This window comes from Okibacterium sp. AC114 (assembly GCF_979253355.1).
On the sequence record NZ_CEEDBR010000001.1, the window covers coordinates 384452 to 410154 of the forward strand.

Consider the following 25703-nt stretch of genomic DNA (forward strand, 5'->3'; position numbering starts at 1 on the left):
GAGGCGCTCTCGGCGTAGTCTCTGCACTATGCCGCAGACCTCGCCGGGCACCGATTCGAGTGCCGATCAACTCACCGCCGAAGCGATCGTCCTCGCGCGTCGGTGGCTCGACGAATCCGCCGACGCCCCGGCCGATCCCGCGGCCGAACGCCTGGCGGGGGTGCTGAAAGACCCCAACGGGCTCGCCTTCGCGGTGGGCTTCGTCGACGGCGTCATGCGACCCGAGGATCTGTTCGTCGCGGGCTACAACCTGCAGCGCGTGGCCAAGCTCGCACCCGGATTCTTGCCCGTGCCCCTGCGCGCCATGATCGCCGCCGGCGGAACACTGGGCCCCGTCATCCCGCCCGTCGTCATTCCGCTCGCGCGCAAGATGCTGCGCCAGATGGTCGGCCACCTCGTGGTCGATGCCACCCCCGCGAAGCTCGGCCCCGCCATCGCCCGACTGCGCGGCGACGGCTCGCGGCTCAACCTCAACTTGCTGGGCGAGGCCGTGCTGGGCGACCACGAGGCCGACCGCCGCCTCGAGGGAACGCGCACCCTGCTGGCGCGCGACGACGTCGACTACGTCTCGATCAAGGTGTCGGCGATCGCCGCCCAGCTCTCGATGTGGGCCTTCGACGACGCCGTGGAGCGCGTGGTCGAACGCCTGACCCCGCTCTACGAATTGGCGCTCGCGGGCGGACCCGACGGGCCCAAGTTCATCAACCTCGACATGGAGGAGTACCGCGATCTCGACCTCACGATCGCCGTGTTCCAGCGCCTGCTCGACCAGCCGCAGCTGAAAGCCCTCGAGGCGGGCATCGTCTTGCAGGCCTACCTGCCCGACGCCTTCGCGGCCATGCAGCGGCTGCAGGACTGGGCCGCGGCCCGGGTCGCCGACGGCGGTGCGCCCATCAAGGTGCGCCTCGTCAAGGGTGCCAACCTCGCCATGGAACACGTCGACGCCACCGTGCACGGCTGGCCGCTCGCCACGTTCGACCGCAAACAGGACACCGACGCGAACTACAAGCGCATCCTCGACTGGTCGCTGACGCGCGAGCGCACGACCGCCGTGAAGCTCGGCATCGCCGGTCACAACCTCTTCGACATCGCCTGGGCGCACCTGCTCGCCAAGAAGCGCAAGGTGCAAGACCGCGTCGACGTGGAGATGCTGCTGGGCATGGCGACGGGTCAGGCGCAGGCCGTGGCCCGGGATGTCGGGCAGCTGCTGCTCTACACGCCCGTCGTCGACCCCAAGGAGTTCGACGTCGCCATCTCCTACCTGATCCGGCGGCTCGAAGAGAATGCGTCGAACGAGAACTTCCTGTCGGCCGTCTTCGAACTGGGCACCGATGCGACGTTGTTCGAGCGCGAGAAATCGCGGTTCGAAGCATCCGTTGCACAGGTGGCCGCCGTGGCCGAAGCCGACGCGAACGGGGATGACGCCGCCACCGTGTCGCTCACGCCCGAGCCGCGCCGCCGCCAGAACCGCGAGACCGAGTGGACCCTCGAGGCCGCCCCCGCGCCCGGCAAGGCGTCGTCGACCGCCCTGTATCGCGAGCCTGAGGGCGACCAGCCGGTCGAGCTCGGCATGACCGAGCAGGTGCTCGGCCTCTCGAAACGGCACCAGACCGAATCGCCCTTCGACACCGTGCGGGTCTACACGACCGACACCGAGATCCGCCTGCCCAAGACCGAGCTGGGCGCTCCCGGTTTCGTCAATGCCCTCGACACCGACCCGTCGCTGCCCGCCAACCGCGAGTGGGCCGCGCGTCTGCTGGCCCGCGTGCCCGACAGCACCATCGGCAGCGACACCATCGAGGCCGCGCGCGTGCTCGACGCGTTCCACCTCGAAGACCTGGTCGAAAAGGCTCGGGATGTCGGGGCCACCTGGGGTGCCCGCCCGGCCGCCGTGCGCGCCGCCATCCTCGACCGTGCGGGGCTCGCGCTCGCCGCCAACCGCGACCGTCTGCTCGAGGTGATGGCATCCGAAACGGGTAAGACCATCGCCGAGGCCGACCCCGAGGTGTCCGAGGCCATTGACTTCGCGCACTACTACGCCGCGCGGGCGCGTGAACTCGACGCCGTGCGCGGGGCGCGGTTCGTGTCGCCGCGGCTCATCGTCGTCGCGCCGCCGTGGAACTTCCCGGTCGCCATCCCCACCGGTTCGGTGCTGGCATCGCTCGCCGTCGGTGCCGGCGTCATTCTGAAGCCCGCGCCGCAGGCTCGCCGCACGGCGGCCGTGCTGTGCGAGGCGCTGTGGGAGGCCGGCATCCCGCGCGACCTGCTCGTGCTGGCCGACGTCGACGAGGCCGAGCTCGGACAGCGTCTGATCGCCCACGAGGCCGTCGACCGCGTTATCCTCACCGGTGCGTGGCAGACCGCTGCCCTGTTCCGCTCCTGGCGGCCCGACCTGCCCTTGCTCGCCGAGACGAGTGGCAAGAACGCGATCGTGGTCACGCCGAGTGCCGACTTCGACCTGGCCGTCGCCGATATCGTCAAGAGCGCCTTCGGGCACGCGGGGCAGAAGTGTTCGGCCGCCTCGCTCGTGATCCTGGTGGGTTCGGTCGCGAAGAGCGAGCGGTTCCGCCGGCAGCTCATCGACGCGGTGTCGAGCCTGCGCGTCGGCTACCCGAGCGACCCCGCATCGCAGATGGGGCCGCTCATCGAGCAGCCGTCCGAGAAGCTGCTCTGGGCGCTGACCGAGCTGGATGCGGGCGAGCACTGGCTCGTGAAGCCCAAACAGCTCGACGAGACGGGCGTGCTCTGGTCACCCGGCGTGCGCACCGGAGTGAGCGCCGGCTCACGTTTCCACCGCACCGAGTTCTTCGGACCGTCGCTCGGCATCATGACCGCCAAGAACCTCGACGACGCCATCGCGCTCGTCAACGACGTCGACTACGGGCTGACCTCCGGCTTGTTCACGCAAGATCCCGAAGATCTGCGCGTCTGGGCGGCAACAGTCGAGGCCGGAAACCTCTACGTCAACCGCGGCATCACGGGCGCCATCGTGCAGCGACAACCGTTCGGCGGCTGGAAGCGTTCTGCCGTGGGCGCGGGAGCCAAGGCGGGCGGCCCGAACTATCTGGCGGCGCTCGGTTCGTGGCAGCCCGACAGCGGTTCGGCGTCGACCACGTTGCATCTGCGCGGGCTCGACCCCAAGATCGTGAAGCTCATCGAGGCGGCCCAGCCGGCCCTCGACTACCGCGCCTTCGACGTGTTGCGGCGTTCGGCGTTGTCCGACGCCATCGTGTGGGGCACCGATTTCGGCGAGACCACGGATGTCTCGGGCCTCGGCGTCGAGCGCAACCTGCTGCGCTACCGTCCCGTGCCGGTGTCCATCCGGTCGACGCGCGACGCCGAGTTGGGCGACGTGTTGCGCGTCGTCATCGCGGCCATGCGTTCGCGCAGTGCGTTCACGTTGAGCCTGGCGCTCGGCATCCCCACGTCGGTGCGGCGCGTGCTCGGCGAGATCGGCGTGCAGGTGGCGGTCGAGACGGATGCCGAGTGGCTCGCGCGGTTTGCGCCGGCTGCTGAGCCGGGCGCGGGCGCTGGCGCTGGCGCTGGGGCAGATTCGGATGCCGGCGAAAACGCCGCCGCCGTTCGTGCTGCGGCTGCCGTTGTCGCCGAGGTAACCCCCGAACCCGACAAGCCATCGCCCATCGACATCCCGCTCGACGACGACGGCGACTCCGAGGCGCGTCCCGGCGAGGTCCAGGCCGGGACCGGGGCCGAGACCGATGCGGCCGAGGTCGGCGAAACCGGCGCAGGCGCCACCGTCGATCCCGCTCCCGTCGCGCCCGCCGCCGCTCCGGTAGACGCCGCCCGAACGAATGCCGACGCGGATGTCTCGCCCGTAGCATCCCCGCTGATCGTCACCGGCGAACCGGCAGACACGCGGCCCCCGCGCGTGCGCATCGTCGGCACCGAAACGGAACGGACCGCCCTGCACCGGGCGCTCGCCGTGATCGTGGAGGGCGACCCCGACCTCGCGATCTACTCGGGAGCCGTCACGTCGGCGGGACGCGTCGAACTCCTCCCGTTCCTGCGCGAACAGTCGATCACCATCACGGCGCACCGTTTCGGCAACGCCGACACGTGGTCGGAGGATGTGCTCTAAACAGGCGGCGCGGGGCTGAGTTGTCCACAGCCCCGCGGTCGACGCCCCGTCCCGTCCGTCGGAGGGGGATACTGGGCAGATGAGTGAAGATCGCGCCCCGGCATCCGAGAGTCGATCGCTGTGATGTCTGCGGCGGGAGCGTCTGGTGCGGGCATGACGGGCGCGCGTTCCGGGGGGATGACGCGTGAGCGGCGCGTGCTCATCATCGCCATCCTCGCGTCGTTCGTCGCGTTCCTCGACGGGTCGATCGTCAACGTGGCGTTGCCCTCCATCGATCGTGACCTGGGCGGGGGGCTCGCCACGCAGCAGTGGGTGGTCGATGCTTACCTCCTCACCCTGGGCGCCCTCATCCTGTTGGCGGGTTCGCTGTCGGATGCTTTCGGGCGCGTGCGCGTGATGAGCGTCGGGCTCGTGGGGTTCGGTGTCACATCGGTGCTCTGCGCGATCGCCCCGACCGCCGAGATCCTGATAGGTGCCAGAGCGGCTCAGGGGGCCGCGGGGGCTCTGCTCGTGCCAAGTTCGCTCGCCCTCATCATCTCGACCTTCCACGGTGTGCCGCAGGCGAAGGCCATCGGCAGCTGGACGGCGTGGACCGGAACGGCCATGATCATCGGCCCGCTGCTCGGCGGTTTTCTCATCGATACCGTCTCGTGGCGCCTGATCTTCGCCATCAACGTTCTGCCCATCGCGTTCACGCTCGTGTTGCTGCACCGCCTGCGCGGCCAGGGTCGGCCCGAGCATCCGGCCCGCATCGACTGGGTGGGTGCCGTATTGGGAGCGCTCGGTTTGGCGGGTCCCGTCTTCGCCCTGATCGAGCAGGGCCGCTTGGGATGGTCGAGCCCCGTGGTCTGGCTGCCCCTCGTGCTGGGCCTAGCGTGCCTGGCGGCCTTCATCGCCTGGGAGCGTCGCGCGCCGGCCCCCATGATGCCCCTCGGCCTCTTCGGTTCACGCAACTTCTCGGCCGGCAACATCGCGACGCTGTTCATCTACGGCGCGCTGTCGTTCGGCTTCTTCATCGTCGCCATCTACCTGCAGCAGGTGGCGGGTGTGTCGGCGTTCCTCACGGGTCTCGCGCTCATGCCACCGACGCTCGTCATGCTGTTCCTGTCGAGCCGCTTCGGCGCGCTGTCGGGCCGCTTCGGGCCGCGCCTCTTCATGACCGTCGGCCCCATCGTCGCGGGCGTCGGCTTCCTGCTGCTCATCGGTGTCTCGCCCGAGCTCAACTATTGGACGCAGATCTTGCCGGGTCTGCTCCTCTTCGGCCTGGGGCTTTCGGCCACCGTCGCGCCGCTGACGAGCGCCATCCTCGGCGCCATCGCCGACTCGCAGGCGGGCATCGGCTCGGCCGTCAACAACGCCGTGTCGCGCATCGCCGGCCTCATCACCATCGCGTGCGCGTCGCTCATCATCGGCGAGAGCCTCGACCTCGACGGTCTGCATCGGGCCATGATCGCCACCGCGGCCATGCTCGTGCTCGGTGGGCTGGTGTCGTGGTTCGGCATCCGCAACCCCCGCGCCGCCGCCACAGACGCGAGCCGCGCAGAGAACGGTGCTGCGCCCATCGGCTAAGCCGCCGACAGCCCGCAGAGTAAGCGCCGCGAGGCTAGGCGGGGTGTTACGCGCCTTCGCGGGGTTCGGCCACGACCTGCAGGCCGCCCGTGCTGTTGGCCGACATCATGAGCTGTTCGATCCAGTCCCGGTTGAGAGTGGCCTCGCGGCTGCCCGAGAAGATGAACTGCAGCGGGATGGACGGGTGGATCCACACGGTGCTGCGCCCGCCGCCACCGTCGATGCCGTGGTCCCACGACAACGTGAACTTCTCGTCGCGGCGCAGCTTCGTCACGATAGCTACCTTGAGGTGCGCGAGCAGACGATCCTCGAATTCGATTTCGGCGGAGTCGTAGCCGTAGATGATTCTTCCCACAGGGGTTCCCTACTTCGTTCGTCGGTCCAACGACCGTCGAAAACACGAAGCCTCCTCGGTCGACAAGAGTCTAAATCACGGATGCACGCGGGGCGGCGAACCCTGCAGCGCGGCCGTCACAATCGCCAGCGCCTCGGCCGTCGTGAGGCCCAGCTGCGCGGTGCGTGCGGCATAGGCGGTGGCTGCTTCTTGAGCATGTCTCTGGTCGGCGTCGCCGGTAGCCGAGACGAATGTGCCGTTTCGCCCACGCGTCTCGATCACGTCGTCGTGCTCGAGCTCGCGATAGGCGCGCGCGATGGTGTTGGGTGCGAGGTTCAATTCGTCGGCGAGTTTGCGCACCGTCGGCAGCTTCGTGCCCGGAACGAGCGTCCCGTCCTTGACCCCCGAGATCACCTGCGTGCGCAGCTGTTCGAACGGCGCCGTCGCCGATGCGGGGTCGATTCGGAACGGACTCGGCACAGACACTCCCTCGATGGATGGTGGGTGCCTTCAATGTAGCGACACAAAACTGGCGCGGCAAGGGGCGCCCGGTAGGGCCGGCTCCACAGCGAGGGAAGGGGATAGCGCGCGGCGAGCGGGCCCACCTATAGTGGCCGTTTGCAGTGCCGCCCCTGTCACGAGCGGGCCGGCGTCGCGCGATGAGACTCGTCGTGACACGCAACGATAGAAGGAGCTTCATGTCCACCTCGCCCAACGCCGTCCTCTTCGACATCGACGGAACGCTCGTCGACTCGAACTACCTGCACGTACAAGCGTGGGAGAAGGCCGTCGACGGGGTGGGCCGCTCGGTCGACTCGTGGCGGATTCACGCCGCGATCGGCAAGGATTCTTCGCTTCTGATGGAGGCGATCCTGCCCGGGGCGGATGACGAGACGGTGGAGAGGGCATCCGATCTGCACTCGCTGTATTACAAGGAGCTGGCCGAACGGCTCGAACCCCTGTCGGGTGCGCGTGACCTGATCCGAGCGGTCGCCGAGCGGGGGATGCGCGTCGTCCTCGCCACATCGGCGCCCGAGGACGAGCTGAAGACGCTGCGCGACATCCTCGACGTGGAGGACCAGCTGTTCGCCGTGACGTCGTCCGAAGATGTGGAGACCGCCAAGCCGCGACCCGACATCGTGCAGGTCGCCCTCGAGCGCGCCGGGGTCGACGCCGACCACGCGGTCTTCGTCGGCGACACGGTGTGGGATGTCGAGGCGGCCGCGAAGGCCGGCGTCTCCACCATCGGTGTGCGCTCGGGTGGCATCGGCTCAGCCGAACTGCGCGAAGCGGGTGCCGTCGAGGTCTATGACGACGCAGCCGACATCCTCGCCCACCTCGATTCGAGCCCGATCGCGGCCCTCCCCGCTGACTGACGCGGAGCCCCGACGTGTGCGGCAGGCGTAGAGCACGAGCTTGATCACACGCAAAGGGCGGGCCACTCTCGGGTGACCCGCCCTGTCGTTTTCGGCAGAGCAGAGGCTGGTGCCGCGGCGGACGCGCAGGGCTCGCCGGGCGCCTGGGCTGCGGCTAGCTCGCCGCCGCCGCCGAGGAAGCGGCGTTGAGCCGCGGTTGCTCGGTGTCCGAGCTCCTCTCGGTGATCTGGATCTTGCGGGGTTTGGCCCGCTCGCTCACCGGGATGAGGATGCTGAGCACACCGTTCTCGTAGCTCGCGGTGATGCGTTCGACATCCACGCCCTCGCCCAGGCTGAACTGGCGCAGATAGGAGCCGGATGGCCGCTCACGGGACAACCAGGTGACGCCGGATGTCTCGGGCGCGGTGCGTTCGGCGCGGATGGTCAACACCTGACCGTCGACGTCGACATCGACGGAACCCGGGTCGACGCCCGGCAGGTCGGCGTTCACCACATAGTGATCGCCGCTGCGGTGCAGGTCGACGGGCATGAACCGCGGCGACGCCTTGGCGTCGAGAACGCTCGCGGCGAAGCGGTCGAGCTGGCTGAAAGGATCGAAAGACATTGCCATAATGAGTGACTCTCCTCTCGGTGTGAACCGGGTCCGGGTGACCCGGCAGATATAGAATTACCACGACGAAAAGGCCGCTTCAAGTCGCCTCAGCAAATTTTGAGATAGCCCTCTGGTCGGGGATTTTGCGACCACTCTGATTTTTCGATTCGGCGCAACCGGTAGTCGTGCGGGACGGGCGCGCACTAACATCGAGTCTCCGGTGCATTCCCTCTGAACGCATCGGACCGGCACCCCCGACACGCCGGATGGAGAAGCGAATGACCCTCGACTCTGCGCGGCCTCCCCGTGCCGCCGGTGACGGTGACGGTGACGATGTCGGCGGCGGCGACAACCAGGTCGTGGCCGGGCGTTACCGCGTCGATACGCTCATCGGCCGCGGCGGCATGGCGGCCGTCTACCGGGCGCAGGACCTGTCGCTCGGCCGCACGGTCGCGCTCAAACTCTTTGCCGCAACGGGCGAGTCGGATAAGGACGAGGGTCGTAAGACATCCGAGATTCGCTTGCTCGCCTCGCTCAAACACCACGCACTCGTCACGCTCTACGACGCCAGCGACGGGTCGGCGCTCGACGGTGAACCCGCCTTCATGGCCATGGAACTGGTCGAGGGGCCGACACTGTCTCAGCTTCTCGACGCGGGGCCGCTCGATCGCCGCGAGGTCGCGCGCATGGGGGCCGACCTGGCCGAGGCCCTGCACGTGGTGCATGCGGCGGGCATCGTGCACCGCGATCTCAAACCGTCGAACGTGCTGCTCGAAGATTCGACCTCGCCCGACCGCACGTTCCGCGTGAAGCTCGCCGACTTCGGAATCGCCTACGTCGTCGATTCGACGCGTTTGACGCTGCCCGGCACGCTCGTGGGCACCGCCGCCTATCTCAGCCCCGAACAGGCGAAGGGCGAGCCGCCGACGCCTGCGAGCGATGTCTACTCCCTCGGGCTCGTGTTGCTCGAGGCCCTCACAGGCGTGCGGGCGTTCCCGGGTTCGATGATCGAAGCCGCGACCGCGCGCCTGCTGCGTGACCCCGTGGTGCCCGAAAGCGTGGGGGCCGATTGGGCCGCGCTCCTCGTCGCGATGACGAACCGCGATCCCGAGCAGCGGCCGGATGCATTGGCCGTGGCGCGCACCATCCATGAATTTTCGACGACGGGCACCCAGGAAACCCCTGCTGGAGCAACCGTCGCCACCGCCATGTCGACGGTTGCCTCTTCTGTGCCTCCGTGGGAAACGTCCGGCACCTCGGTCCACGCCGTCGAAGCCCCCGATGCCGCCGGCCTTGATGCGCCGACGAGCCTGCAGGCCCCGTCCGACCCGCACGTGACTGCAGCGCATCGACCGTCGGCGGTTCACGCGTCCCCCGAGCTCGGCCAGCAGACGCGGGCCGCGGCGCGGTCCTCGCAGGATGATGCGCCGACGGTAGCCGCGCCCGCCATCGATCGGCCCACACCGTCTGGGGCGTCGGGAGCGCAGAGAAAACGCTTGGGCCGCCGAACGGTCGTCATCATCGCGGTGTTCGCGGTGTTGGTGCTGGCGGCCATCGCCATTGCAGTCGCCGTGGCGATGTCGAATGGATCGACCCCGGAGCAGACGCCTCTCCCCGACGTGACGGGGCCGTTGGGCGTGCACCTGCAGCAGCTGCGAGACGAGGTAAACCAGTGACTGGTCGTGTGGGGAACGGAAACTGTGCTGATCCGCGTTTCGGGCGTCTCAGGCGTGTCGCGACCAGCGGGGCCGTGGCGTTGGCGCTCGTCGGCACGGTGCTGCTTTCGGGCTGCGCGCCGAGCGATCCGTCCGATGCGGCGACGGAGAGACTCGACACGTCGGTCGTGCAGACGGCGGATCGTGCGGCATCCGGCGATTATGCGGGTGCAGTGGCGAGCCTCGACGTGCTGCAGGCCCGCCTCGCCGAGTACGTCGAAGCCGGCGATGTCACGGCGGATCGTTCTGCCGAGATCCAGGCGGCCATCGATACGGTGCGTGCCGACCTGGCGGCGTTGATCGCCGCGCAGTCGACGCCCACTCCCGAGCCCAGCGAGTCGGGCACGGGGGTCACCGACCAGACCCAGGCGCCGGCGCCGGTCGAAACCGTGCCGGGCGGGGATGAGACGCCGGATGACGACGATGCCGATGACCAGGGCTCCGATAAGTCTCCGGGCGATGGCAACCCGGGCAAGGGGAATACGGAGCCCGGCAGCGGCACCCCCGGAAACGGCAAGGGCAACAAGGACTGACGGCCGGTCTCGCCGGCCTTACTCAGGCTGTCAGGCCCCCACGTACGTCTTCAGATGCTGCCCTGTCAGGGTCGTGGCATCGGCGACGATGTCGGCGGGTGTGCCCTCGAATACGATGCGCCCGCCGTCGTGCCCGGCGCCCGGCCCGATGTCGATGATCCAGTCGGCGTGCGCCATGACCGCCTGGTGGTGTTCGATGACGATGACGGTCTTGCCGCTGTCGACGAGCCGGTCGAACAGCCCCAGCATGTGCTCCACATCGGCCAGATGGAGCCCGGTGGTTGGCTCGTCGAGCACATAGATGCCGCCCTTGTCGGCCATATGGATGGCGAGCTTCAGGCGTTGGCGCTCGCCGCCGGACAGCGTGGTGAGCGGCTGGCCGAGTCCCAGATATCCGAGACCCACATCGGAAAGGCGTTGCAGGATGGCGCGCGCGGGGCCCTGGCCGAAGTAGTCGAGCGCCTCGGCCACGGACATGCCCAGCACTTCGGCGATGTTCTTGCCGTCGAGTGTGTACTCGAGCACGGATGCTTGGAACCGCTTGCCCTCGCACATCTCGCACACGGTTGCGACGCCGGCCATCATGGCGAGGTCGGTGTAGATGACGCCGTTGCCGTTGCAGTTCGGGCAGGCCCCCGCCGAGTTCGCGCTGAAGAGCGCGGGCTTCACGCCGTTCGCCTTGGCGAAAGCCGTGCGGATGGGATCGAGCAACCCGGTATAGGTGGCGGGGTTGCTGCGACGCGAACCCTTGATGGGCGCCTGATCGACCGTGACGACATCGGCCCCACGCGGAATGGAGCCGTGGATGAGGGAGCTCTTGCCCGAACCTGCCACCCCTGTGACGACCGTCAGCACACCGAGTGGGATGTCGACGTCGACGTTTTTCAGGTTGTGCCTCGTCGCTCCGCGAATCTCGAGAACGCCGGTGCGCTGCCGGGGCTTCTCGCGCAGCTGCACGCGGTCGCCGAGGTGCCGCCCGGTGAGGGTGTCGCTCGCCCGCAGCTCGTCGACGGTGCCCTCGAACTGGATGCGCCCGCCGTTGATGCCGGCGCGCGGCCCGAGATCGACCACGTGGTCGGCAATGGCGATCGTCTCGGGTTTGTGCTCGACGACGAGCACCGTGTTGCCCTTGTCGCGCAGCCGCAGGAGCAGCGCGTTCATGCGCTCGATGTCGTGCGGGTGCAGGCCGACGGTGGGTTCATCGAAGATGTAGCTGACATCGGTGAGGCTCGAGCCCAGGTGCCTGACCATTTTGACCCGCTGTGCCTCACCGCCAGACAGGGATGCCGCGGTGCGGTCGAGGCTCAGATAGCCGAGGCCGATCTCGACCAAGGAGTCGAGGGTCTGCTGCAGCGTGGAGATGAGCGGGGCCACCTCGTCGTCGACGACGTTTCGAACGAAAGCCGCCAGATCGCTGATCTGCATGCGCGAGCAGTCGGCGATGCTCTTGCCCTCGATCAGGGATGACCGTGCGGCCTCGTTGAGCCGGGTGCCATCGCAGTCGGGGCAGGTCTGAAAGGTGACGGCGCGGTCGATGAAGGCGCGGACATGCGGCTGCACCGCGTCTTTGTCTTTCGACAGGATGCTTCTCTGCACCTTCGGCACGAGACCCTCGTAGGTGAGGTTCATGCCGTTGATCGCGACCTTGACGGGCTCCTTGTAGAGGAAGTCCTGCCGCTGCTGCTCGGTGAAGCGGCCGATGGGCACGTCGCCCGGGACGATGCCCGATTCGGCGAACGTGCGCACCATCCATCCATCGGCGCTGTAGCCCGGAATGGTGATGGCGCCCTCGTTCAAGCTCTTGGTGCTGTCGAAGAGCTCGTCGAGGTCGATGTCGGTGACGTGCCCGAGCCCCTCGCAGCGCAGACACATGCCCTCGGGAGCGTTGAACCCGAAACGGAAGGACGGCCCGATATGCGGCTCGCCGAGCCGCGAGAACACGATGCGCAGCATGGCGTTGACGTCGGTCGCCGTGCCGAGAGTCGACCGCGAGTTGGCGCCCATGCGCTCCTGGTCGACGATGATGGCGGCGCTCAGATTCTGCAGTGCGTCGACATCGGGGCGGCCGAGACTCGGCATGAACGACTGCAGGAAAGCTGAATAGGTCTCGTTGATGAGCCGCTGGGACTCGGCCGCTATGGTGCCGAAAACGAGGCTCGACTTGCCCGAACCCGAGACACCCGTGAACACCGTGAGGCGCCGCTTCGGGATGTCGAGCGACACGTTCTGCAGGTTGTTCTCGCGCGCGCCGCGCACGTGGATGAGGTCATGCGAATCAGCGGGTGGTCGGGGATTGTTCATGCTGGCCTCACTCGGATCGTTGAGGCGAGACTAGCGCGAACCTCCGACGCTCAGAGGGGTCGATGCATGACGTGCAGACCGACCGGGCCGAGTCTGCGGTGGTCGTAGGCCGCTGGGACGGTGCCGATGATCTCGAAACCCAGTTTCTGCCAGAGTGCGACGGCCGGCGTGTTGCTTTCGACGACGGCGTTGAACTGCATGGCGCGGTACCCGGCATCCGTGGCCCAGCCGATCGCCCATTCGCCGAGCGCGCGGCCGACACCGCGGCCGTGCTGCGCCGGGTCGACCATGAAACTGGCGGTGGCCACGTGCGCGCCCCGTCCGGGACGGTTGGGCAAGACCTTGGCGGTGCCGAGGACGGCGTCGCGGTCGTCGGGGCGCGTGGAGACCGCGACGACCACGATGCCGGGCTGCTCGATCATCCACAGCTCTCGCGCTTCATCTGAGGTGAGGCCCTCGGGCAGGGCGTAGGTTTCGCCCGCCTCGACGATGTCGCGGAAGATGGGCCAGATGGCGCTCCAGTCAGCCGCCGTGGCGGGGCGGATGTCGAAACCGCTCATGCCGCGCCCTGCCCCTGGTGCTCGATGATGCGGCCCACATTGGTGCCGACCCAGCGCAGCAGGGGCACGAGGTGGGAGGCGAGCTCGTGGCCGAGAGGCGTGAGGCTGTAGTCGACGCGCGGGGGGATGACGGGCTGGGCCGCGCGGTGCACGAACCCGTCGGCCTCGAGCAGCTTGAGTGTCTGCGCGAGCATCTTCTCGCTGATGCCGTCGATCGATCGCCGCAGCTCGCCCCAGCGCAGCGATTCGGCTTCGAGGGCGACGAGCACGAGCACGCCCCACTTGCTGGTGACATGGTCGAGGATGGCGCGGCTCGGGCATTGCGCATCGAAGACGTTGCCCAGCAGTTGCTGCTCGGTCGTCATGCCGCCCGCGGGGGAGTCCGGCCACACGGTCTGTCGGATGCGCTCGCGAACGTCGTTTTCGATCATGCGAACCAACTTACCAAAAAGTGGGTACCTGCGTCTGGGAAGCTTCTGGCCTAGCCTCGGTTGTAGCACTCAGAGGCTTCCGCACGGAGGCCGGGAAAGGACACCATGACCATCGTCGTTACCGGAGCTACCGGACACCTCGGAAAATCCATCGTCGAACACCTCGTCGCGCGCGGCGTCGCGCCCGCTGACATCGTTGCCGGGGGTCGCAGCACCGAGAAGCTGCAGGCGCTCGTCGAGTCGGGTGTGCGCACGGCGGTCCTCGACTACGCGCGGCCCGAGACCCTGACCGAGGCCCTCACGGGTGCCGACACGCTCATTCTGGTGTCGAGCAGCGAGGTGGGCCAGCGCGTCGAGCAGCACCGCAACGCGATCGACGCGGCCGTCGCTGCCGGCGTCACGCACCTCGTCTACACCAGCGCGCCGAAGGCGGACACGTCGGATCTCGTCCTGGCGCCCGAGCACAAGGCGACCGAGGAGCTCATTCGCGCCTCCGGAATCCCTGCGACGATCCTGCGCAACGGCTGGTACACCGAGAACTACGTCGGCGCCCTGCAGCAGGCGGATGCCACGGGCGTTCTGCTCACGAGCGCCGGCGACGGCCTGGTTTCGAGCGCGTCTCGCACCGACTACGCCGAGGCGGCCGCGGTCGTGGTCTCCGAAGACGGTCACGCCGGCTCGGTATATGAATTGAGCGGGGATGTCGCCTGGAACCAGCAGCAGCTGGCCGACACGTTTGCCGAGATCCTCGGCAAGCCGGTCGAACTGAAGTCCGTTTCGTCGGAAGAGCACCTCGCGATTCTCAAGGACGCCGGGCTGGATGACGGCACCGCCGGCTTCGTCGTGGCGCTCGACGCCAACACGCGCGACGGTTTGCTCGGCGAGACCTCGGGCGACCTCAGCCGCCTGATCGGCCACCCGACGACGCCGCTGATCGACGGTCTTCGCGCGGCGCTCTAGCCGATCTCGGCACGCCGCCGCTCTGCGGCCCTGAGGCTGTGCCGCTCACCCGGACGCACGTCCTCCGCCGGAGCTCGCGGAGGCGCCGACCAGGATCATGAGGAACGGCCCCGGTGTTCACACACCGGGGCCGTTCTTCTGATCGTGCCCTCGGCTCAGGCCTGGGGTGCCGCCACGCGGACGACCATCTTGCCCGTGTTGGCGCCCTGCATCAGCTGCAGGAAGGCGTCGAAGGTGTTCTCGATGCCGTCGACGACGGTCTCGTCGAAAACGACGTCGCCGTTCTGCAGCCAGGTGCTCATCTGCGAGATGAACTCGGGGAAGTGGCGCGTGTAGTTGCCGACCGTGAAGCCCTTGAGGGTGAGGCCGCGCGTGACGATGTTGGCCATGTTCTTGGGGCCGACGGGCGTCTCGGTGCTGTTGTAGTCGGCGATGGCGCCGCACAGCGCGCCGCGGCCGCCATCGTTGAAGGCGCCGAGGGCGGCCTCGAGGTGCTCTCCGCCGACGTTGTCGAAGTAGACGTCGATGCCCTGGGGGGCCGCCTCGGCCAGCTGCTCGGCCACGGGGCCGTCTTTGTAGTTGAAGGCCGCATCGAAGCCGTACTTCTCGGTGAGCAGGGCGACCTTCTCGGCCGAACCGGCCGAACCGATAACGCGCGACGCGCCCGTGAGGCGGGCGATCTGACCCACCATGGAGCCCACGGCGCCGGCAGCACCCGACACGAAGACGGCGTCTCCCTGCTTCAGCTGGGCGATCTCCTTCAGGCCGACGAATGCCGTGAAGGCCGTCATGCCGAGCACGCTCAGGTAGGCGGAGTTGGGCACGCCGGGGATCTCATCGACGACGCGGAAGCCCGCGGCATCGCCCTGTGTCAGGTCGCGCCAGCCCTCCTGGTGCACCACGACGGCGCCCACGGGCACATCGTCCGATCGGGACTCGACGACGCGGCCGACCGCGCCGCCCGTCATGGTCTCGCCGAGGGCGTAGGGCGGGGTGTAGGACTTGACGTCGTTCATGCGACCGCGCATGTAGGGGTCGACCGAGAGGAACTCGTTTGCGACGCGCACCTGGCCGTCTTCGAGGTCGGGCAGCTCGACGGTGACGGTGCGCACATCGTCGGTCGTCGGCCAGCCGCTCGGGCGGCGGACGAGCTGGATCTGGGTGGATGTGCGGGGTGAAGCCATCGGTATTCCTTCGCTACGGGGGTGGTGTGCGGCGTGAACCGCTAGTACGATAGTGAACCGATCGGTACAAAAAAGCAAGAGCGAGAAATGAGGCGGCATGGGCCGGCACCAAGTCTTCGACACTGTTCACGCCGTCGAGGCCGCGCGCGATCTCTTTTGGCAGCTCGGCTACGAGGCCGTGTCCCTCACCGACCTCGAGCAGGCAACGGGCCTCAACCGCTCGAGCATCTACAACGCCTTCGGCAGCAAGCGCGGCCTGTTCGACGTGGCCGTCGAGAACTACCTCGAGACGATCATCCGCCCGCGCATCGCGCCCCTGCTCGACCCGTCGAATTCGCCGAGCGAGGCGGCCGAGGCCCTCATCCGCTACTTCACCGCACTGGCCGAGACGGTGGCCGGCCTGCCGGCCGATTCGCCGCGCCAGGGCTGCCTGCTCGTCACGGCCGCACCCGGCATAGCGGGCCAAGACGAGACGGTCCGCCAGGTCGTCGCCGACTATCACGCCGAGCTCGTCGGTGCCTTCACGGCGGCGCTCGAGTGCGCCACCGGGGCCTTCCCCGCGGCCCCCGAGCGTGCCGGCGCAGCATCCGCTGACGAAGCTCGGGTCGCCGCCGCAGAGAGTCTTCCGACGAATGCCGAGAACCCGGTCGACCCGAAGTCCGTGTCGCGCGCGCGATTGCTGGCGTCGCTCTCCGTGTCGGCGTTCGCTCTGGCAAAGGTCGACCGTGGCGAATCCGTCGTGCTGCTGCATACGGGTGCCGACTTCGCGACCGAGTGGACCGAGCCGGCCCACCTGCAGCGCTTCTAGAGCGCCTTGCGCATCTGCAGGGACGTGGTCTCGAAGCCCATCGACTCATAGAGGGAGCGCGCCACCGTGTTGAAGCCGAAAACGTTGAGGGCCAACGACGCATAGCCGGCGTCGCGCGCCCAGTCCTCGGCCGCGCGCATGGTGTCCCGGCCGAAACCCTTACCGCGCTGTGCGGCATCGATCTCGATGTCCCACACCCAGGCCACACCGTCGAGGCCGTCCGGGTGTGGCCCGACCCAGAGCACACCGATGCGTTCGCCGGCCTCCAGCACCGCGAAAACGTCGTGCCCCGCGGCGGGCCGGCCGCCCGCGAAGTAGGTCGCCTGCGAATCGTCCGCTCGGCGGGTGGCAGCCTCTTCGTCGTCTCCCGCTTCGATGCGGTGTGCGCGATACTCGGCCCGCTGGTTCTCGAGCCAACCCGGCAGTTCTTGCGCGGGGAACGTCACCAATTCGATCGTCATATCTCCAGTCTGGCACCGCCCACAGGCTGAGCCCCAGCTGTGTGGCGACATCGAATGGTCCGCTCGAACGATCCGGATGGACCCTGCGACCGGTCCGTTCCAGCGCCGAGTTTCTTAGCGTGGAAACATGACCCACACCGGAACCTTCGCCTACCCGTCGCCGTCGCACACGCCCGCTCGAGGCGTGCCGCAGAGCGCGTCCGGGCGTCGGATCGCGACTTCCCCCGCAGAACCGCGACCGACGGCGGGCGGTCCTCGGCGAACAGCCGGCCGTTCCCGCGGCAAACGCGTCGCCCGCGGTGTGGTCGCCATCCTGGCCGCGATCTACCTGGCGGTGGTCGGGTTCATCACACTCGCCCCCGCGGGGCACGGGGATGCCGTGAGCCAGCTGTCGGGGCGTGCGTTCAGCATCATCGGCAGCCTGCCTCTGCCGGCCGGTTTCACGAGCGCCGACGCCGAGTTCGCGCTCAACGTGCTCATGTTCGCGCCGCTCGGAGTCTTCGCCGTCCTACTCTTCGGGGCCCGCGGTTTCTGGCTCGCCGCCCTCGCGGGTCTCGCGCTCAGCGTGGGCGTCGAATGGGTGCAGGAGTTCGTGCCGTCTCGGGTCAGCGACCCGAGGGACCTGCTCGCGAACGGTACCGGCGCGATTGTCGGGGCGCTCCTGGCCCTACCGTTCGCCCCGCTCTTTCACACGCGCCGCCACTGACGCCCGCCGCTGTCGCACGCCGCTGACGCCCACTACCGACGCCCGCTGAGGCTCACATCGGCCACGCCATCGCGACTCGCCCAACAATGCGAACGCGCCTGGCCCCTACATGCGCGTCGCGTGCGCCTGGTTTTCGGCCTTGATTCCCTCGTAGTCGCCGAACAGGGCGTGCTTGGTCATATCGGCGCTCATGGCGCTTCCTTCGGGTGTGCGACCGATCGATTCGGCCAGCGCACGGATGTGGTGCGGCCCGGCGCCGCAACAGAGCCCGACGTAGTCGACCCCGGTGGCGACCGCGGCGCGACCCCAGTCGGCGACCTCGTAGCGGTTGACCGTGAAGGGGTCGAGTGCGGTGGGGAAAGCACGCCCGTTTCCGGCCGCCGCGGCCAGCGGGTCTTCGAGGGCCTGGAACGTCTTGTGCTCGTCGGTCGTGCGGTAGGGCACGGGCAGCGCCGCGACGGGCACTGACACGGCGCCACGGATCTCTTCGATGAGCGGCATGATCGTCCACAGCCCGCGGTGGCAGTTGAGGCCGATGACGCTCGCGCCCGCGTCTTCGATGCGGCGCGCGGCGTCGGCGAACGACCATCCTTCGCGCGTGAGATCGGTCTGGTGGGGCGCGAGCGTGACGACGGCCGCGAGCCCGGCATCTACGATCGCCTTCGTGGCGATGAGGGCCTCACCCGCGTAGGCCATGGTCTCGGCAACGATGTAGTCGACGCCCGCGTCGGCGGCCCACCCGATCTGCTCGTCGAAGATGGCGCGGATGAAGCGGTCTTCGGCATCGTCGCCGCCGACATAGAGGTTGGTGTTGCAGATGTTGCCCGCCGCGATGGTGCCGGTTTCGGCGGCGATGGCGGTGGCGATGCGCAGGGCGTCGCGGTTGAGCGGCTCGAGCAGGTGTTCCTTGCCGATGACCCGCATCTTCTCGCGGTGGCCGTAGTAGGTGAACGCTTCGACGACGTCTGACCCTGCACGCACGAACTCGCGGTGCAGCTCGGCCACCTTTTCGGGATGCTCGAGCACCACCTCGGGCACATAGGCGCCCGCCTGCACATAGCCGCGGCGCTCGAGCTCGAAGAGGTAGCCCTCGGCGACGACGACGGGGCCGTCGGCCAGCTTCTGCAGGAGTTTCGATGTGGGTGCCATGGTGCCTCGATCGGTCGGTGAATCGTGGTGGTGCCGGGCACGCACACGCACGCCCGGAAGGTGCCGGTCAGTCTGGCAGAACGGCCACCGCGCAGGTCTTGTATTGCGTTGCGTGACGCGAACCTGGGCCGGGCCGGACACGAGAAAGCGCCGACATCCCCATGATGGGTGATGCCGGCGCTCGCCCGTTCGACGGGTCGAAAAAGGCCGAAAACGGTCGAAAAAAGCCGAATCAGACCAGGATCAGGCCGCGGTGGTCTGCGGTTTCAGCACGACCTTGATGCAGCCATCCTTCTTCTCTTTGAAGGTGTCGTACATCTCGGCGGCGCGATCGAGCGGCACGCGGTGAGTAACGAGGTCCTCGACGCCCAGCGGGTCGGCCGGGTCTTCCACGAGGGGCAGGAGGTCGTCGATCCACGCCTGCACGTTGCACTGACCCATGCGCAGGGCGATCTGCTTGTCGAACATGTTCATGAGCGGCATCGGGTCGGCGACGCCGGCATAGACACCACTGAGCGAGACCGTTCCGCCGCGGCGCACGGCGTCGAGCGCGAGGTTGAGAGCGCCCAGACGGTCAACACCCGCGGTGGTCATGACCTTCTGCGCGATCTTGTCGGGCAGGATGCCGGCCGCGTTCTGCGCGAAGGCGGCCACGGGGTTTCCGTGCGCCTCCATTCCGACGGCGTCGACGACCGAGTCCGGGCCGCGGCCGTCCGTCAGCTCGCGCAGCTTGTCGAGCACGTCATCCGTGAGATCGAGGGTCTCGACGCCATAGCGCTCGGCCATGAGCCGGCGCTCGGGCACGGGGTCGACGGCAATGACGCGGTGGCCGAGGTGGCGACCGATGCGGGCGGCGAACTGGCCGACGGGTCCGAGGCCGATCACCGCGAGCACACCGCCCTCGGGCAGGTCGGCGTACTTCACGCCCTGCCAAGCGGTCGGAAGGATGTCGCTCAAGAAGAGGTAGCGCTCATCGGGCAGGTCGTGACCCACCTTGATGGCGTTGAAGTCGGCGAGGCGCACGCGCAGGCGTTCGGCCTGACCCCCGGGCACGCGGCCATAGAGATCGGTGTAGCCGTAGAGGTCTGCACCCGTCTCGGTGTCGGTGTTCTGGGTCGTCTCGCACTGGGTGGTGAGACCCTTTTGACACATGTAGCAGTGCCCGCACGCGATCACGAACGGCACGACGATGCGGTCGCCGACGGACAGGTTCGAGACGTCGGAACCCACCTCTTCGACGACTCCCATGGTCTCGTGGCCGAGTACGTCGTCCTTGTGGAGGAACGGTCCGAGCACGTCGTAGAGGTGCAGGTCGGAGCCGCAGATGGCGGCGGACGTCACCCGAATGACCACATCGGTGGGCTCTTCGATCCGGGGGTCGGCCACATCGGTGACGGCGACTTTCTTGTTTGCTTGCCAGGTGAGAGCTTTCATAGCCTCTTGTCTACGCGCGTCCGACGCCGCACAACACCGGGTTGCGCGAGCGGATGTCGCGAGTTACCGTCCGGCGTTCTCGTCGCCCTCGTCGCTCTCACCGGGGCGCACCACGGCGTCGTCGCGGATGTCGATACGCGTGGGCTTGCCGGGCTGCTCGGTCACATCGATGCGGGGGTCGGCATCCGATTCGACGGCGTTCGGTGCTGTGGTCAGCTGGTCGTGTCGCTTCTCGGCGGCATCCTTGTCCATGGGGCTCCTTCGGGGGTCGTGCGCATTCTGTCAACGGTCACGAGCTGCGCGTCGGGGATGCGAAGATCGGAAGGAAGATTGCGAGAATCCATACCGATGCATGCGTCACGCGCTACCTCGATTGTTTCGCTCGGGCGTCCGGGCGACAACCCCCTTGCCGCTGCGGCGGATGCTTCAGGAGCATCCCCTGCCCTCGACGACCTGGCTCGCGCCGCGGATGATGCCGCCGGCGATGTGTCGGCGTCGCTCGATCTGGCCCGCGAGGTCGGCAACGAAATGCCGATACCGGGGGATGGCGGCACGCTCGCGCTCTGGGAGGCGCTCGCCACTCTGGCCGCCGCGGATGTGACGACGGCTCGGGTTGTCGAACCGCATATCGACGCGCTGGGCATTCTCGCCGAGGCGCGTGCCGCCGGCATCGACGTGCCGGAAGGATTCGCCCCCGCCGATGCGACCTGGGGTGTCTTCGCTGCAGAGGGTCCCGGCGTGAAGCTCGAGGCGACACCCGATGGGCAGGGCGGATGGCACCTCTCCGGCACGAAACCGTGGTGCTCCCTGGCCGATCGTCTTTCGCATGCGCTCGTCACAGCGTGGCTGCCGTCGGGCGAGCGCGGACTCTTCGCGGTTCCGCTCACACGTGGCGGGGTACATGTGCAGGATGGCGTGTGGCATGCCGTCGGGCTCGCGGATGTCGCATCCGGCCCGGTCGATTTCGACGATGTCCCCGCGGCCCCCGTCGGTGACGCCGGGTGGTACCTCCGCCGCCCCGGTTTCGCGTGGGGCGGCATCGGCGTTGCCGCGTGCTGGTTCGGGGGAGCGGTCGGCGTGGCCCGGGCCGTGCTCGAGGCTGCCTCCCGTCGCGAACCCGACCAGATCGGCCTCATGCACGTGGGCCGGCTCGAATCCGCGCTCACGACGGGACGCCTGGCGCTGCGGGATGCGGCAGAACTCATCGATGCCCGGGCGGGGCTCGCAGCATCCGACCCCCAGTTTTTGGCCGGCAGAACCCGCATGATCATCGCGGATGTCGTGGAGCTCGTGTTGAGCGAGGTGGCTCGTGCCCTGGGGCCCGCGCCTCTCGCCCTGAATGCCCGCCACGCCCGCCGCGTCGCGGACCTCTCGCTCTACGTGCGCCAGCACCACGCCGAACGGGACGAAGCAGCCATCGGCCGTGCCGTGCTCGCGGGAGGGGCTGACTGGTGACGTTCACTCATCTCGACGCCGGCACGTCCGAAAGCGCCTGGCTCGACGCCGCCCCCTGGCAGCACACGCCGGCGTGGTCGCTCGACGGCGTCACGCACCTCTTCGTGACCGCGGCCCACCCCGATGACGAGACGCTGGGGGCGGGTGGCGTCATGGCGCAGGCGAGCGCTCGTGGCATCCCGATCACCGTGATCATCGCCAGTGACGGCGAGGCGTCGCATCCGGATTCGCCCACGACGACGCCCGAGGCCCTGGCGGCCTGGCGACGGGACGAGGTCGGTCAGGCGCTCGATATCGTCGCCCCCGGATCGCGTCGACATTTCCTCGGGCTGCCGGATGGCGGGCTCGCCGAGAGTGCCGACCTGGCGACGCTCATCGAGGGTGTCGTGACCGACGTTCTCGGCTCAGCTGCCGCCGCCGACGCCGATGCCGACGCTGACGCTGACGCGGAAATCGACGCCCCTGCTGACGCCGTCATCCTGAGCCCGTGGCTCGGCGACCGCCACCCCGACCACGCGGCGGTTGCGGCAGCCAGCGCGCACGTTGCCGAGCGGCACGGACTGCGCGCCGCGGCCTATCCGATCTGGGGCTGGCTCTGGTCGGATGCCGCGGGCGACGACATCCCCTGGAACGACGCGCTCGTGCTGCCCCTCTCCGAGGAAGACCGTGAGCGCAAACGGCTGGCCATGGCGAGCCACACGTCGCAGACCGCTCCGCTGTCCGAACACCCGGGGGATGAGGCCATCCTGTCGGAGTCGTTCCAGCAGCACTTCCGCCGCGATGTCGAGATCTTCCTCCCGGCCGTGACATCGACGGATGACGGAGCGGACGCGTCCCTCGGCGCCGACTTCTTCACCGACTTCTACGCCGGCGAACGGGACCCGTGGGGTTTCGAAACCCGCTGGTACGAGGAGCGCAAACGCGCCATCACCCTGGCGTCCCTACCCGCCGCCCGCTACGCGAACGTGCTCGAACTCGGCAGCTCCATCGGCGTGACGACGGCGCTGCTGGCCGACCGGGCCGATGCCCTCCTCGCCACCGACATCGCCGAATCGGCGCTCGAGGTGGCCAGAGAGCGGTTGGCCGGCCGAGACAACGTCGCTCTCGAGCGGCGCACACTTCCCGGCGATTGGCCACCCGGCTCCTTCGACCTGATCGTCGTCTCAGAGGTCGGCTACTACCTGTCGGGCGCGGAACTCGACGTGCTGATCGATCGCATCCTCGGCACCCTCGCCGCCGACGCGACGGTCGTGACCTGCCATTGGCGGCATCCGGTCGAGGAGTATCCGCTCGACGGCGATACCGTGACCGAGCGTTTTCGCGAGCGGTTGAACCCGGCCCTCGACCTCCTGGTGACACACACCGAACGCGACTTCGTGCTCGACGTCTTCCGCACGGCACCCGGCCGCTCCGTCGCCCAGGAGACGGGTTTGGCAGAGTGATCGAACCGGGACGCGCGGATGTGCCGGATCGCGTGACAGACGTGCGGCGCGTCGACGAGCTGCCGGCGCATGATTTCTCGTCCGAGCGCACAGGCGTCGACGAGGTCTACGTCGTCCTGCCCGCCCGCAACGAGGAAACGACCATCGCCGCGAGCCTGGCGGCCATCGACCGGGCCATCGAAGCTCTCGGCGACGAAGCGCCTCCCGTGCGCGTGATCGTCGTGCTCGATCGGTGCACCGACGGCACCGAGGATCTCGCGCGCGCATCCGGGGCCGAGTGCGTCATATCGACCATCGGGCGGGTCGGAGGCGCCCGGCGTCTAGGAATCGAGCGCGCGCTCGCCGTCTCGGCGGCCGGCCGCCACATCCCGCTCGACCGCGTGTGGATCGCCAACACCGACGCCGACTCCGCGGTGCCGACGACCTGGCTGCGGCACCACCTGCACCGGGCGCGCTCCGGTTGCGACGCGCTCGTCGGCATCGTCTCGCCGCGCGCCGAGGATCTGACGTCCGGTGAGCTGGTGGTCTGGAAGGCCCGCCACCGTTTCGGCCGCGACCATGAGCACGTGTTCGGCGCCAACCTGGGCGTGCGCGCCAGCGCCTATCAAGCGGTGGGTGGTTTTGAAGACATCGCCACGGGGGAGGACGTGCGCCTGGTCGAAGCGCTGGATGCGTCGGGCGCCAACGTTCACCGGGGTCAGACGCAACCCGTGCACACGTCGGGCCGTCGCCTGGGCCGCGCGCCGGAGGGCTTCGCCGACTACCTGTCCACGCTCGACGACGCGGTCTGCGAGTCGCGCTGAGGATGGACCGCAACTGCCGCCGCAACTCCACCTGTCGCGACGGCCTCCGCTAGGCCGTCAGCCGCGCGCACTCGATGCAGAGATCAGCGGCGGGCCGCGCCTCGAGCCGGTCGAAACCGATCGGTCGGCCGCAGCGGCTGCACGTCCCGTAGGTGCCGTCGGCGATCCGCTGGAGTGCTGCCGCCGTCGCCGTGAGCTGTCCGCGGAAGGATGCGTCGAGCCCCGACATCCGGGACCACTCCGACGACAGCGTCGGGCCCTCTGGGTCGTGTTCGTCGTCGGCATCCCCGCCCGACCGAGCATCTCTCAGGTCGTGCAGCGAGCGGTCGAGCGTGCCGAGTTGCGCCAGGAGTTCGCGGTGCTGCGTATCGAGGGCATCGTGCAGCACGCGCACCTCGTCTGGCGTCAGAGGGGCAGTCAGAGCTTGTCCGCCCCGGACACCCGGCCCGCGCCGCCTTCGGCCAGGTAGGCGAGCCGGCGCAGAGCCTCGATGTTGCGCAGGTGCAACGGCGGATCCATGATGAACGCCGGCACGAACTTGCCCGGACCGCGCACGGCCTTCTCGGTGATGCGCACGACGCAACCGTCGCCGCGCCGCTTCACGTCGAGCGTGACCTCGGCCTCGCCCATGGGCCATCCGCGGGCCCGCAGCTTGGCGCGCCGGGGCGGGTCCCACTCCATCATCGAGGTGCTGTCGTCGATGAGCACGGGCCAGACCCCGAAGGAGTGCTGCAGCTTCGATTCGATGGCGGGCCAGTTGTCGTCGACGTCGCGCATGCGGGATGCACCGACCACCCACGAGGGGAAGAGCCAGCCGTCGGCGAGCACTTCGAAGACGCGTTCCGGCGGGCAGTCGAGGCGGCGATACGTGGTTGACATGAAACTATTTTGGCGCAGGCACGGGCGAGAATTCGAGGGATTGCGCTCAGAGCATCCGAAGATCGTGTGAATGTGCTGCGTGAGAGCGCGGTATGCCCGCAACCCCCTGCACGCGGCCCGGCCCACCCCATAACGTTTTGAGGGTGAGTGATTCTTCATCTTCGATCGATCAGCTGGACGGGCTCGTCGGCTGGGCCGCGCAGCTCATCGACACGCTGGGGGCGTGGGGCGTCGGGCTGTTCACGCTGCTCGAGACGGTGTTCCCGCCCATCCCCAGCGAGGTCATTCTGCCGCTCGCGGGTTTCATCTCGCAGCAGGGCGAGATGAACATCGTGCTCGTCATCGCCACGTCGACCCTCGGCGCCTACGTCGGCGCCCTGCTGCTTTACTGGTTGGGCGCGGCGCTCGGCCTCGAACGCTCGATCCGCTGGTTGTCGAAGCTGCCGCTCGTCGACCGCGAAGACTTCGAGAAGGCGGCCGGATGGTTCGACCGCCACGGTCGTTCGGCCGTCTTCTTCGGCCGCCTCATTCCGGGCGTGCGCAGCCTCATCTCGCTGCCGGCCGGTGCCGAACGCATGAACCTGGTCACCTTCAGTCTCTTCACGGTGCTGGGCAGTGGCCTGTGGAATACGCTCCTGATCAGCCTGGGGGCGTTGCTCGGAACGCAGTACCACCTCATCGACCAGTACTCGTCGATTCTCAACTATCTGGTTATCGCGGCCGTGGTGGGCGTGGTCGTGTGGCTCGTCATCCGTCGCATCCGTCGCGCGCGAGCCGAGCGTTCTTCGGGTTAACCCCCACACGGTCGGGGGAGGGCCTCGCTGCCCGGGCGGCCGGCGGCGGGAAGCATGGAAACCGTCGCCCGACAGGTGAGCCAGCGATAGGCTCGCCGTGAGGACGGCTTCCCGTCCG

General features: G+C 68.5%; 25 protein-coding genes. 12 read left to right on the forward strand and 13 right to left on the reverse strand.

Annotation, left to right across the window (positions count from 1 at the left end):
* The first annotated feature begins 28 nt into the window (after positions 1 to 28).
* Positions 29 to 4099, forward strand: coding sequence for a proline dehydrogenase family protein (locus ACZ6IE_RS01885; protein WP_464606528.1), 4071 nt, complete (start codon positions 29 to 31; stop codon positions 4097 to 4099).
* Between the two features lie 153 nt (positions 4100 to 4252).
* A complete protein-coding gene (locus tag ACZ6IE_RS01890) occupies positions 4253 to 5668 on the forward strand; it encodes a DHA2 family efflux MFS transporter permease subunit (protein WP_464606529.1) in 1416 nt (471 codons plus the stop codon).
* A 46-nt stretch (positions 5669 to 5714) separates the two neighbouring features.
* Here the strand turns inward: ACZ6IE_RS01890 and ACZ6IE_RS01895 are convergent, their stop codons facing one another.
* Together ACZ6IE_RS01895 and ACZ6IE_RS01900 are read right to left on the reverse strand one after the other, a co-directional pair.
* Positions 5715 to 6023 (reverse strand): DUF7882 family protein, encoded by a 309-nt coding sequence (locus tag ACZ6IE_RS01895; protein WP_464606530.1) that lies wholly within the window; start codon positions 6021 to 6023, stop codon positions 5715 to 5717.
* Positions 6024 to 6098: 75 nt separating this feature from the next.
* Positions 6099 to 6482, reverse strand: coding sequence for a GntR family transcriptional regulator (locus ACZ6IE_RS01900; protein ID WP_464606531.1), 384 nt, complete (start codon positions 6480 to 6482; stop codon positions 6099 to 6101).
* A 218-nt stretch (positions 6483 to 6700) separates the two neighbouring features.
* Here ACZ6IE_RS01900 and ACZ6IE_RS01905 point away from each other — a divergent pair, with 218 nt between their 5' ends.
* Complete coding sequence (locus tag ACZ6IE_RS01905; RefSeq protein ID WP_464606532.1) at positions 6701 to 7378, forward strand: HAD family hydrolase; 678 nt, start codon at positions 6701 to 6703, stop codon at positions 7376 to 7378.
* A 154-nt stretch (positions 7379 to 7532) separates the two neighbouring features.
* Here the strand turns inward: ACZ6IE_RS01905 and ACZ6IE_RS01910 are convergent, their stop codons facing one another.
* Positions 7533 to 7988, reverse strand: coding sequence for an Hsp20/alpha crystallin family protein (locus ACZ6IE_RS01910; protein ID WP_464606533.1), 456 nt, complete (start codon positions 7986 to 7988; stop codon positions 7533 to 7535).
* A gap of 260 nt (positions 7989 to 8248) precedes the next feature.
* Here ACZ6IE_RS01910 and ACZ6IE_RS01915 point away from each other — a divergent pair, with 260 nt between their 5' ends.
* Positions 8249 to 9646: a serine/threonine-protein kinase gene (locus ACZ6IE_RS01915; protein ID WP_464606534.1), complete on the forward strand. Its 1398-nt coding sequence runs from the start codon at positions 8249 to 8251 to the stop codon at positions 9644 to 9646.
* 80 nt (positions 9647 to 9726) lie between these two features.
* Complete coding sequence (locus tag ACZ6IE_RS01920) at positions 9727 to 10218, forward strand: hypothetical protein (protein WP_464606535.1); 492 nt, start codon at positions 9727 to 9729, stop codon at positions 10216 to 10218.
* A 30-nt stretch (positions 10219 to 10248) separates the two neighbouring features.
* Here ACZ6IE_RS01920 and ACZ6IE_RS01925 read toward each other — a convergent pair whose 3' ends face one another.
* Genes ACZ6IE_RS01925 through ACZ6IE_RS01935 form a run of 3 tightly spaced genes read right to left on the reverse strand, consistent with a single transcriptional unit; the run spans position 10249 to position 13444 of the window.
* Positions 10249 to 12519, reverse strand: a complete 2271-nt coding sequence (locus ACZ6IE_RS01925) for an ATP-binding cassette domain-containing protein (protein WP_464606536.1) — start codon at positions 12517 to 12519, stop codon at positions 10249 to 10251.
* 50 nt (positions 12520 to 12569) lie between these two features.
* The gene (locus ACZ6IE_RS01930) at positions 12570 to 13079 is read right to left on the reverse strand and encodes an N-acetyltransferase family protein (protein ID WP_464606537.1); all 510 of its coding nucleotides are present in this window, start codon (positions 13077 to 13079) and stop codon (positions 12570 to 12572) included.
* Positions 13076 to 13444, reverse strand: coding sequence for a winged helix-turn-helix transcriptional regulator (locus ACZ6IE_RS01935; RefSeq protein ID WP_464608572.1), 369 nt, complete (start codon positions 13442 to 13444; stop codon positions 13076 to 13078). The genes ACZ6IE_RS01930 and ACZ6IE_RS01935 overlap by 4 nt, the downstream gene beginning before the upstream one ends.
* Positions 13445 to 13615: 171 nt before the next feature.
* On the opposite strand from ACZ6IE_RS01935, the gene ACZ6IE_RS01940 reads away from it, so the two are divergent.
* Positions 13616 to 14470: an SDR family oxidoreductase gene (locus tag ACZ6IE_RS01940; protein ID WP_464606538.1), complete on the forward strand. Its 855-nt coding sequence runs from the start codon at positions 13616 to 13618 to the stop codon at positions 14468 to 14470.
* Between the two features lie 155 nt (positions 14471 to 14625).
* Here the strand turns inward: ACZ6IE_RS01940 and ACZ6IE_RS01945 are convergent, their stop codons facing one another.
* Entirely contained in the window at positions 14626 to 15654 is a 1029-nt protein-coding gene (locus ACZ6IE_RS01945) for an NADP-dependent oxidoreductase (RefSeq protein WP_464606539.1), read from the reverse strand.
* 97 nt (positions 15655 to 15751) lie between these two features.
* Here ACZ6IE_RS01945 and ACZ6IE_RS01950 point away from each other — a divergent pair, with 97 nt between their 5' ends.
* A complete protein-coding gene (locus ACZ6IE_RS01950) occupies positions 15752 to 16462 on the forward strand; it encodes a TetR/AcrR family transcriptional regulator (protein WP_464606540.1) in 711 nt (236 codons plus the stop codon).
* Here ACZ6IE_RS01950 and ACZ6IE_RS01955 read toward each other — a convergent pair.
* Positions 16459 to 16923, reverse strand: a complete 465-nt coding sequence (locus ACZ6IE_RS01955) for a GNAT family N-acetyltransferase (protein ID WP_464606541.1) — start codon at positions 16921 to 16923, stop codon at positions 16459 to 16461. The genes ACZ6IE_RS01950 and ACZ6IE_RS01955 overlap by 4 nt on opposite strands.
* A 127-nt stretch (positions 16924 to 17050) precedes the next feature.
* Between ACZ6IE_RS01955 and ACZ6IE_RS01960 the strand changes: the two genes are divergently transcribed.
* Positions 17051 to 17629, forward strand: coding sequence for a VanZ family protein (locus ACZ6IE_RS01960; RefSeq protein WP_464606542.1), 579 nt, complete (start codon positions 17051 to 17053; stop codon positions 17627 to 17629).
* Positions 17630 to 17734: 105 nt separating this feature from the next.
* Here ACZ6IE_RS01960 and ACZ6IE_RS01965 read toward each other — a convergent pair whose 3' ends face one another.
* The 3 genes from ACZ6IE_RS01965 to ACZ6IE_RS01975 form a co-directional block, all read right to left on the reverse strand.
* Entirely contained in the window at positions 17735 to 18778 is a 1044-nt protein-coding gene (locus tag ACZ6IE_RS01965) for a homocysteine S-methyltransferase family protein (protein ID WP_464606543.1), read from the reverse strand.
* A 243-nt stretch (positions 18779 to 19021) separates the two neighbouring features.
* Positions 19022 to 20212, reverse strand: coding sequence for a zinc-dependent alcohol dehydrogenase (locus ACZ6IE_RS01970; RefSeq protein ID WP_464606544.1), 1191 nt, complete (start codon positions 20210 to 20212; stop codon positions 19022 to 19024).
* A gap of 63 nt (positions 20213 to 20275) precedes the next feature.
* Positions 20276 to 20464 carry a multidrug transporter gene (locus tag ACZ6IE_RS01975; RefSeq protein WP_464606545.1) on the reverse strand — a complete coding sequence of 63 codons (189 nt, stop codon included), beginning with the start codon at positions 20462 to 20464 and terminating at the stop codon, positions 20276 to 20278.
* Positions 20465 to 20560: 96 nt separating this feature from the next.
* Here ACZ6IE_RS01975 and ACZ6IE_RS01980 point away from each other — a divergent pair, with 96 nt between their 5' ends.
* From ACZ6IE_RS01980 to ACZ6IE_RS01990, 3 genes are read left to right on the forward strand one after another with little or no spacing between them, the layout of a single operon-like run.
* Entirely contained in the window at positions 20561 to 21667 is a 1107-nt protein-coding gene (locus ACZ6IE_RS01980) for an acyl-CoA dehydrogenase (RefSeq protein WP_464606546.1), read from the forward strand.
* Positions 21664 to 23109, forward strand: a complete 1446-nt coding sequence (locus ACZ6IE_RS01985) for a PIG-L family deacetylase (RefSeq protein WP_464606547.1) — start codon at positions 21664 to 21666, stop codon at positions 23107 to 23109. Before ACZ6IE_RS01980 ends, ACZ6IE_RS01985 begins: the two co-directional genes overlap by 4 nt.
* Positions 23110 to 23141: 32 nt before the next feature.
* Complete coding sequence (locus ACZ6IE_RS01990) at positions 23142 to 23912, forward strand: glycosyltransferase family 2 protein (RefSeq protein ID WP_464606548.1); 771 nt, start codon at positions 23142 to 23144, stop codon at positions 23910 to 23912.
* Between the two features lie 49 nt (positions 23913 to 23961).
* On the opposite strand, the gene ACZ6IE_RS01995 is transcribed toward ACZ6IE_RS01990, so the two are convergent.
* Positions 23962 to 24300, reverse strand: a complete 339-nt coding sequence (locus tag ACZ6IE_RS01995) for a TraR/DksA family transcriptional regulator (protein WP_464606549.1) — start codon at positions 24298 to 24300, stop codon at positions 23962 to 23964.
* 29 nt (positions 24301 to 24329) lie between these two features.
* Positions 24330 to 24791 carry an SRPBCC family protein gene (locus ACZ6IE_RS02000; RefSeq protein WP_464606550.1) on the reverse strand — a complete coding sequence of 154 codons (462 nt, stop codon included), beginning with the start codon at positions 24789 to 24791 and terminating at the stop codon, positions 24330 to 24332.
* 143 nt (positions 24792 to 24934) lie between these two features.
* Between ACZ6IE_RS02000 and ACZ6IE_RS02005 the strand changes: the two genes are divergently transcribed.
* Complete coding sequence (locus ACZ6IE_RS02005) at positions 24935 to 25585, forward strand: DedA family protein (protein ID WP_464606551.1); 651 nt, start codon at positions 24935 to 24937, stop codon at positions 25583 to 25585.
* Positions 25586 to 25703 lie beyond the last annotated feature (118 nt).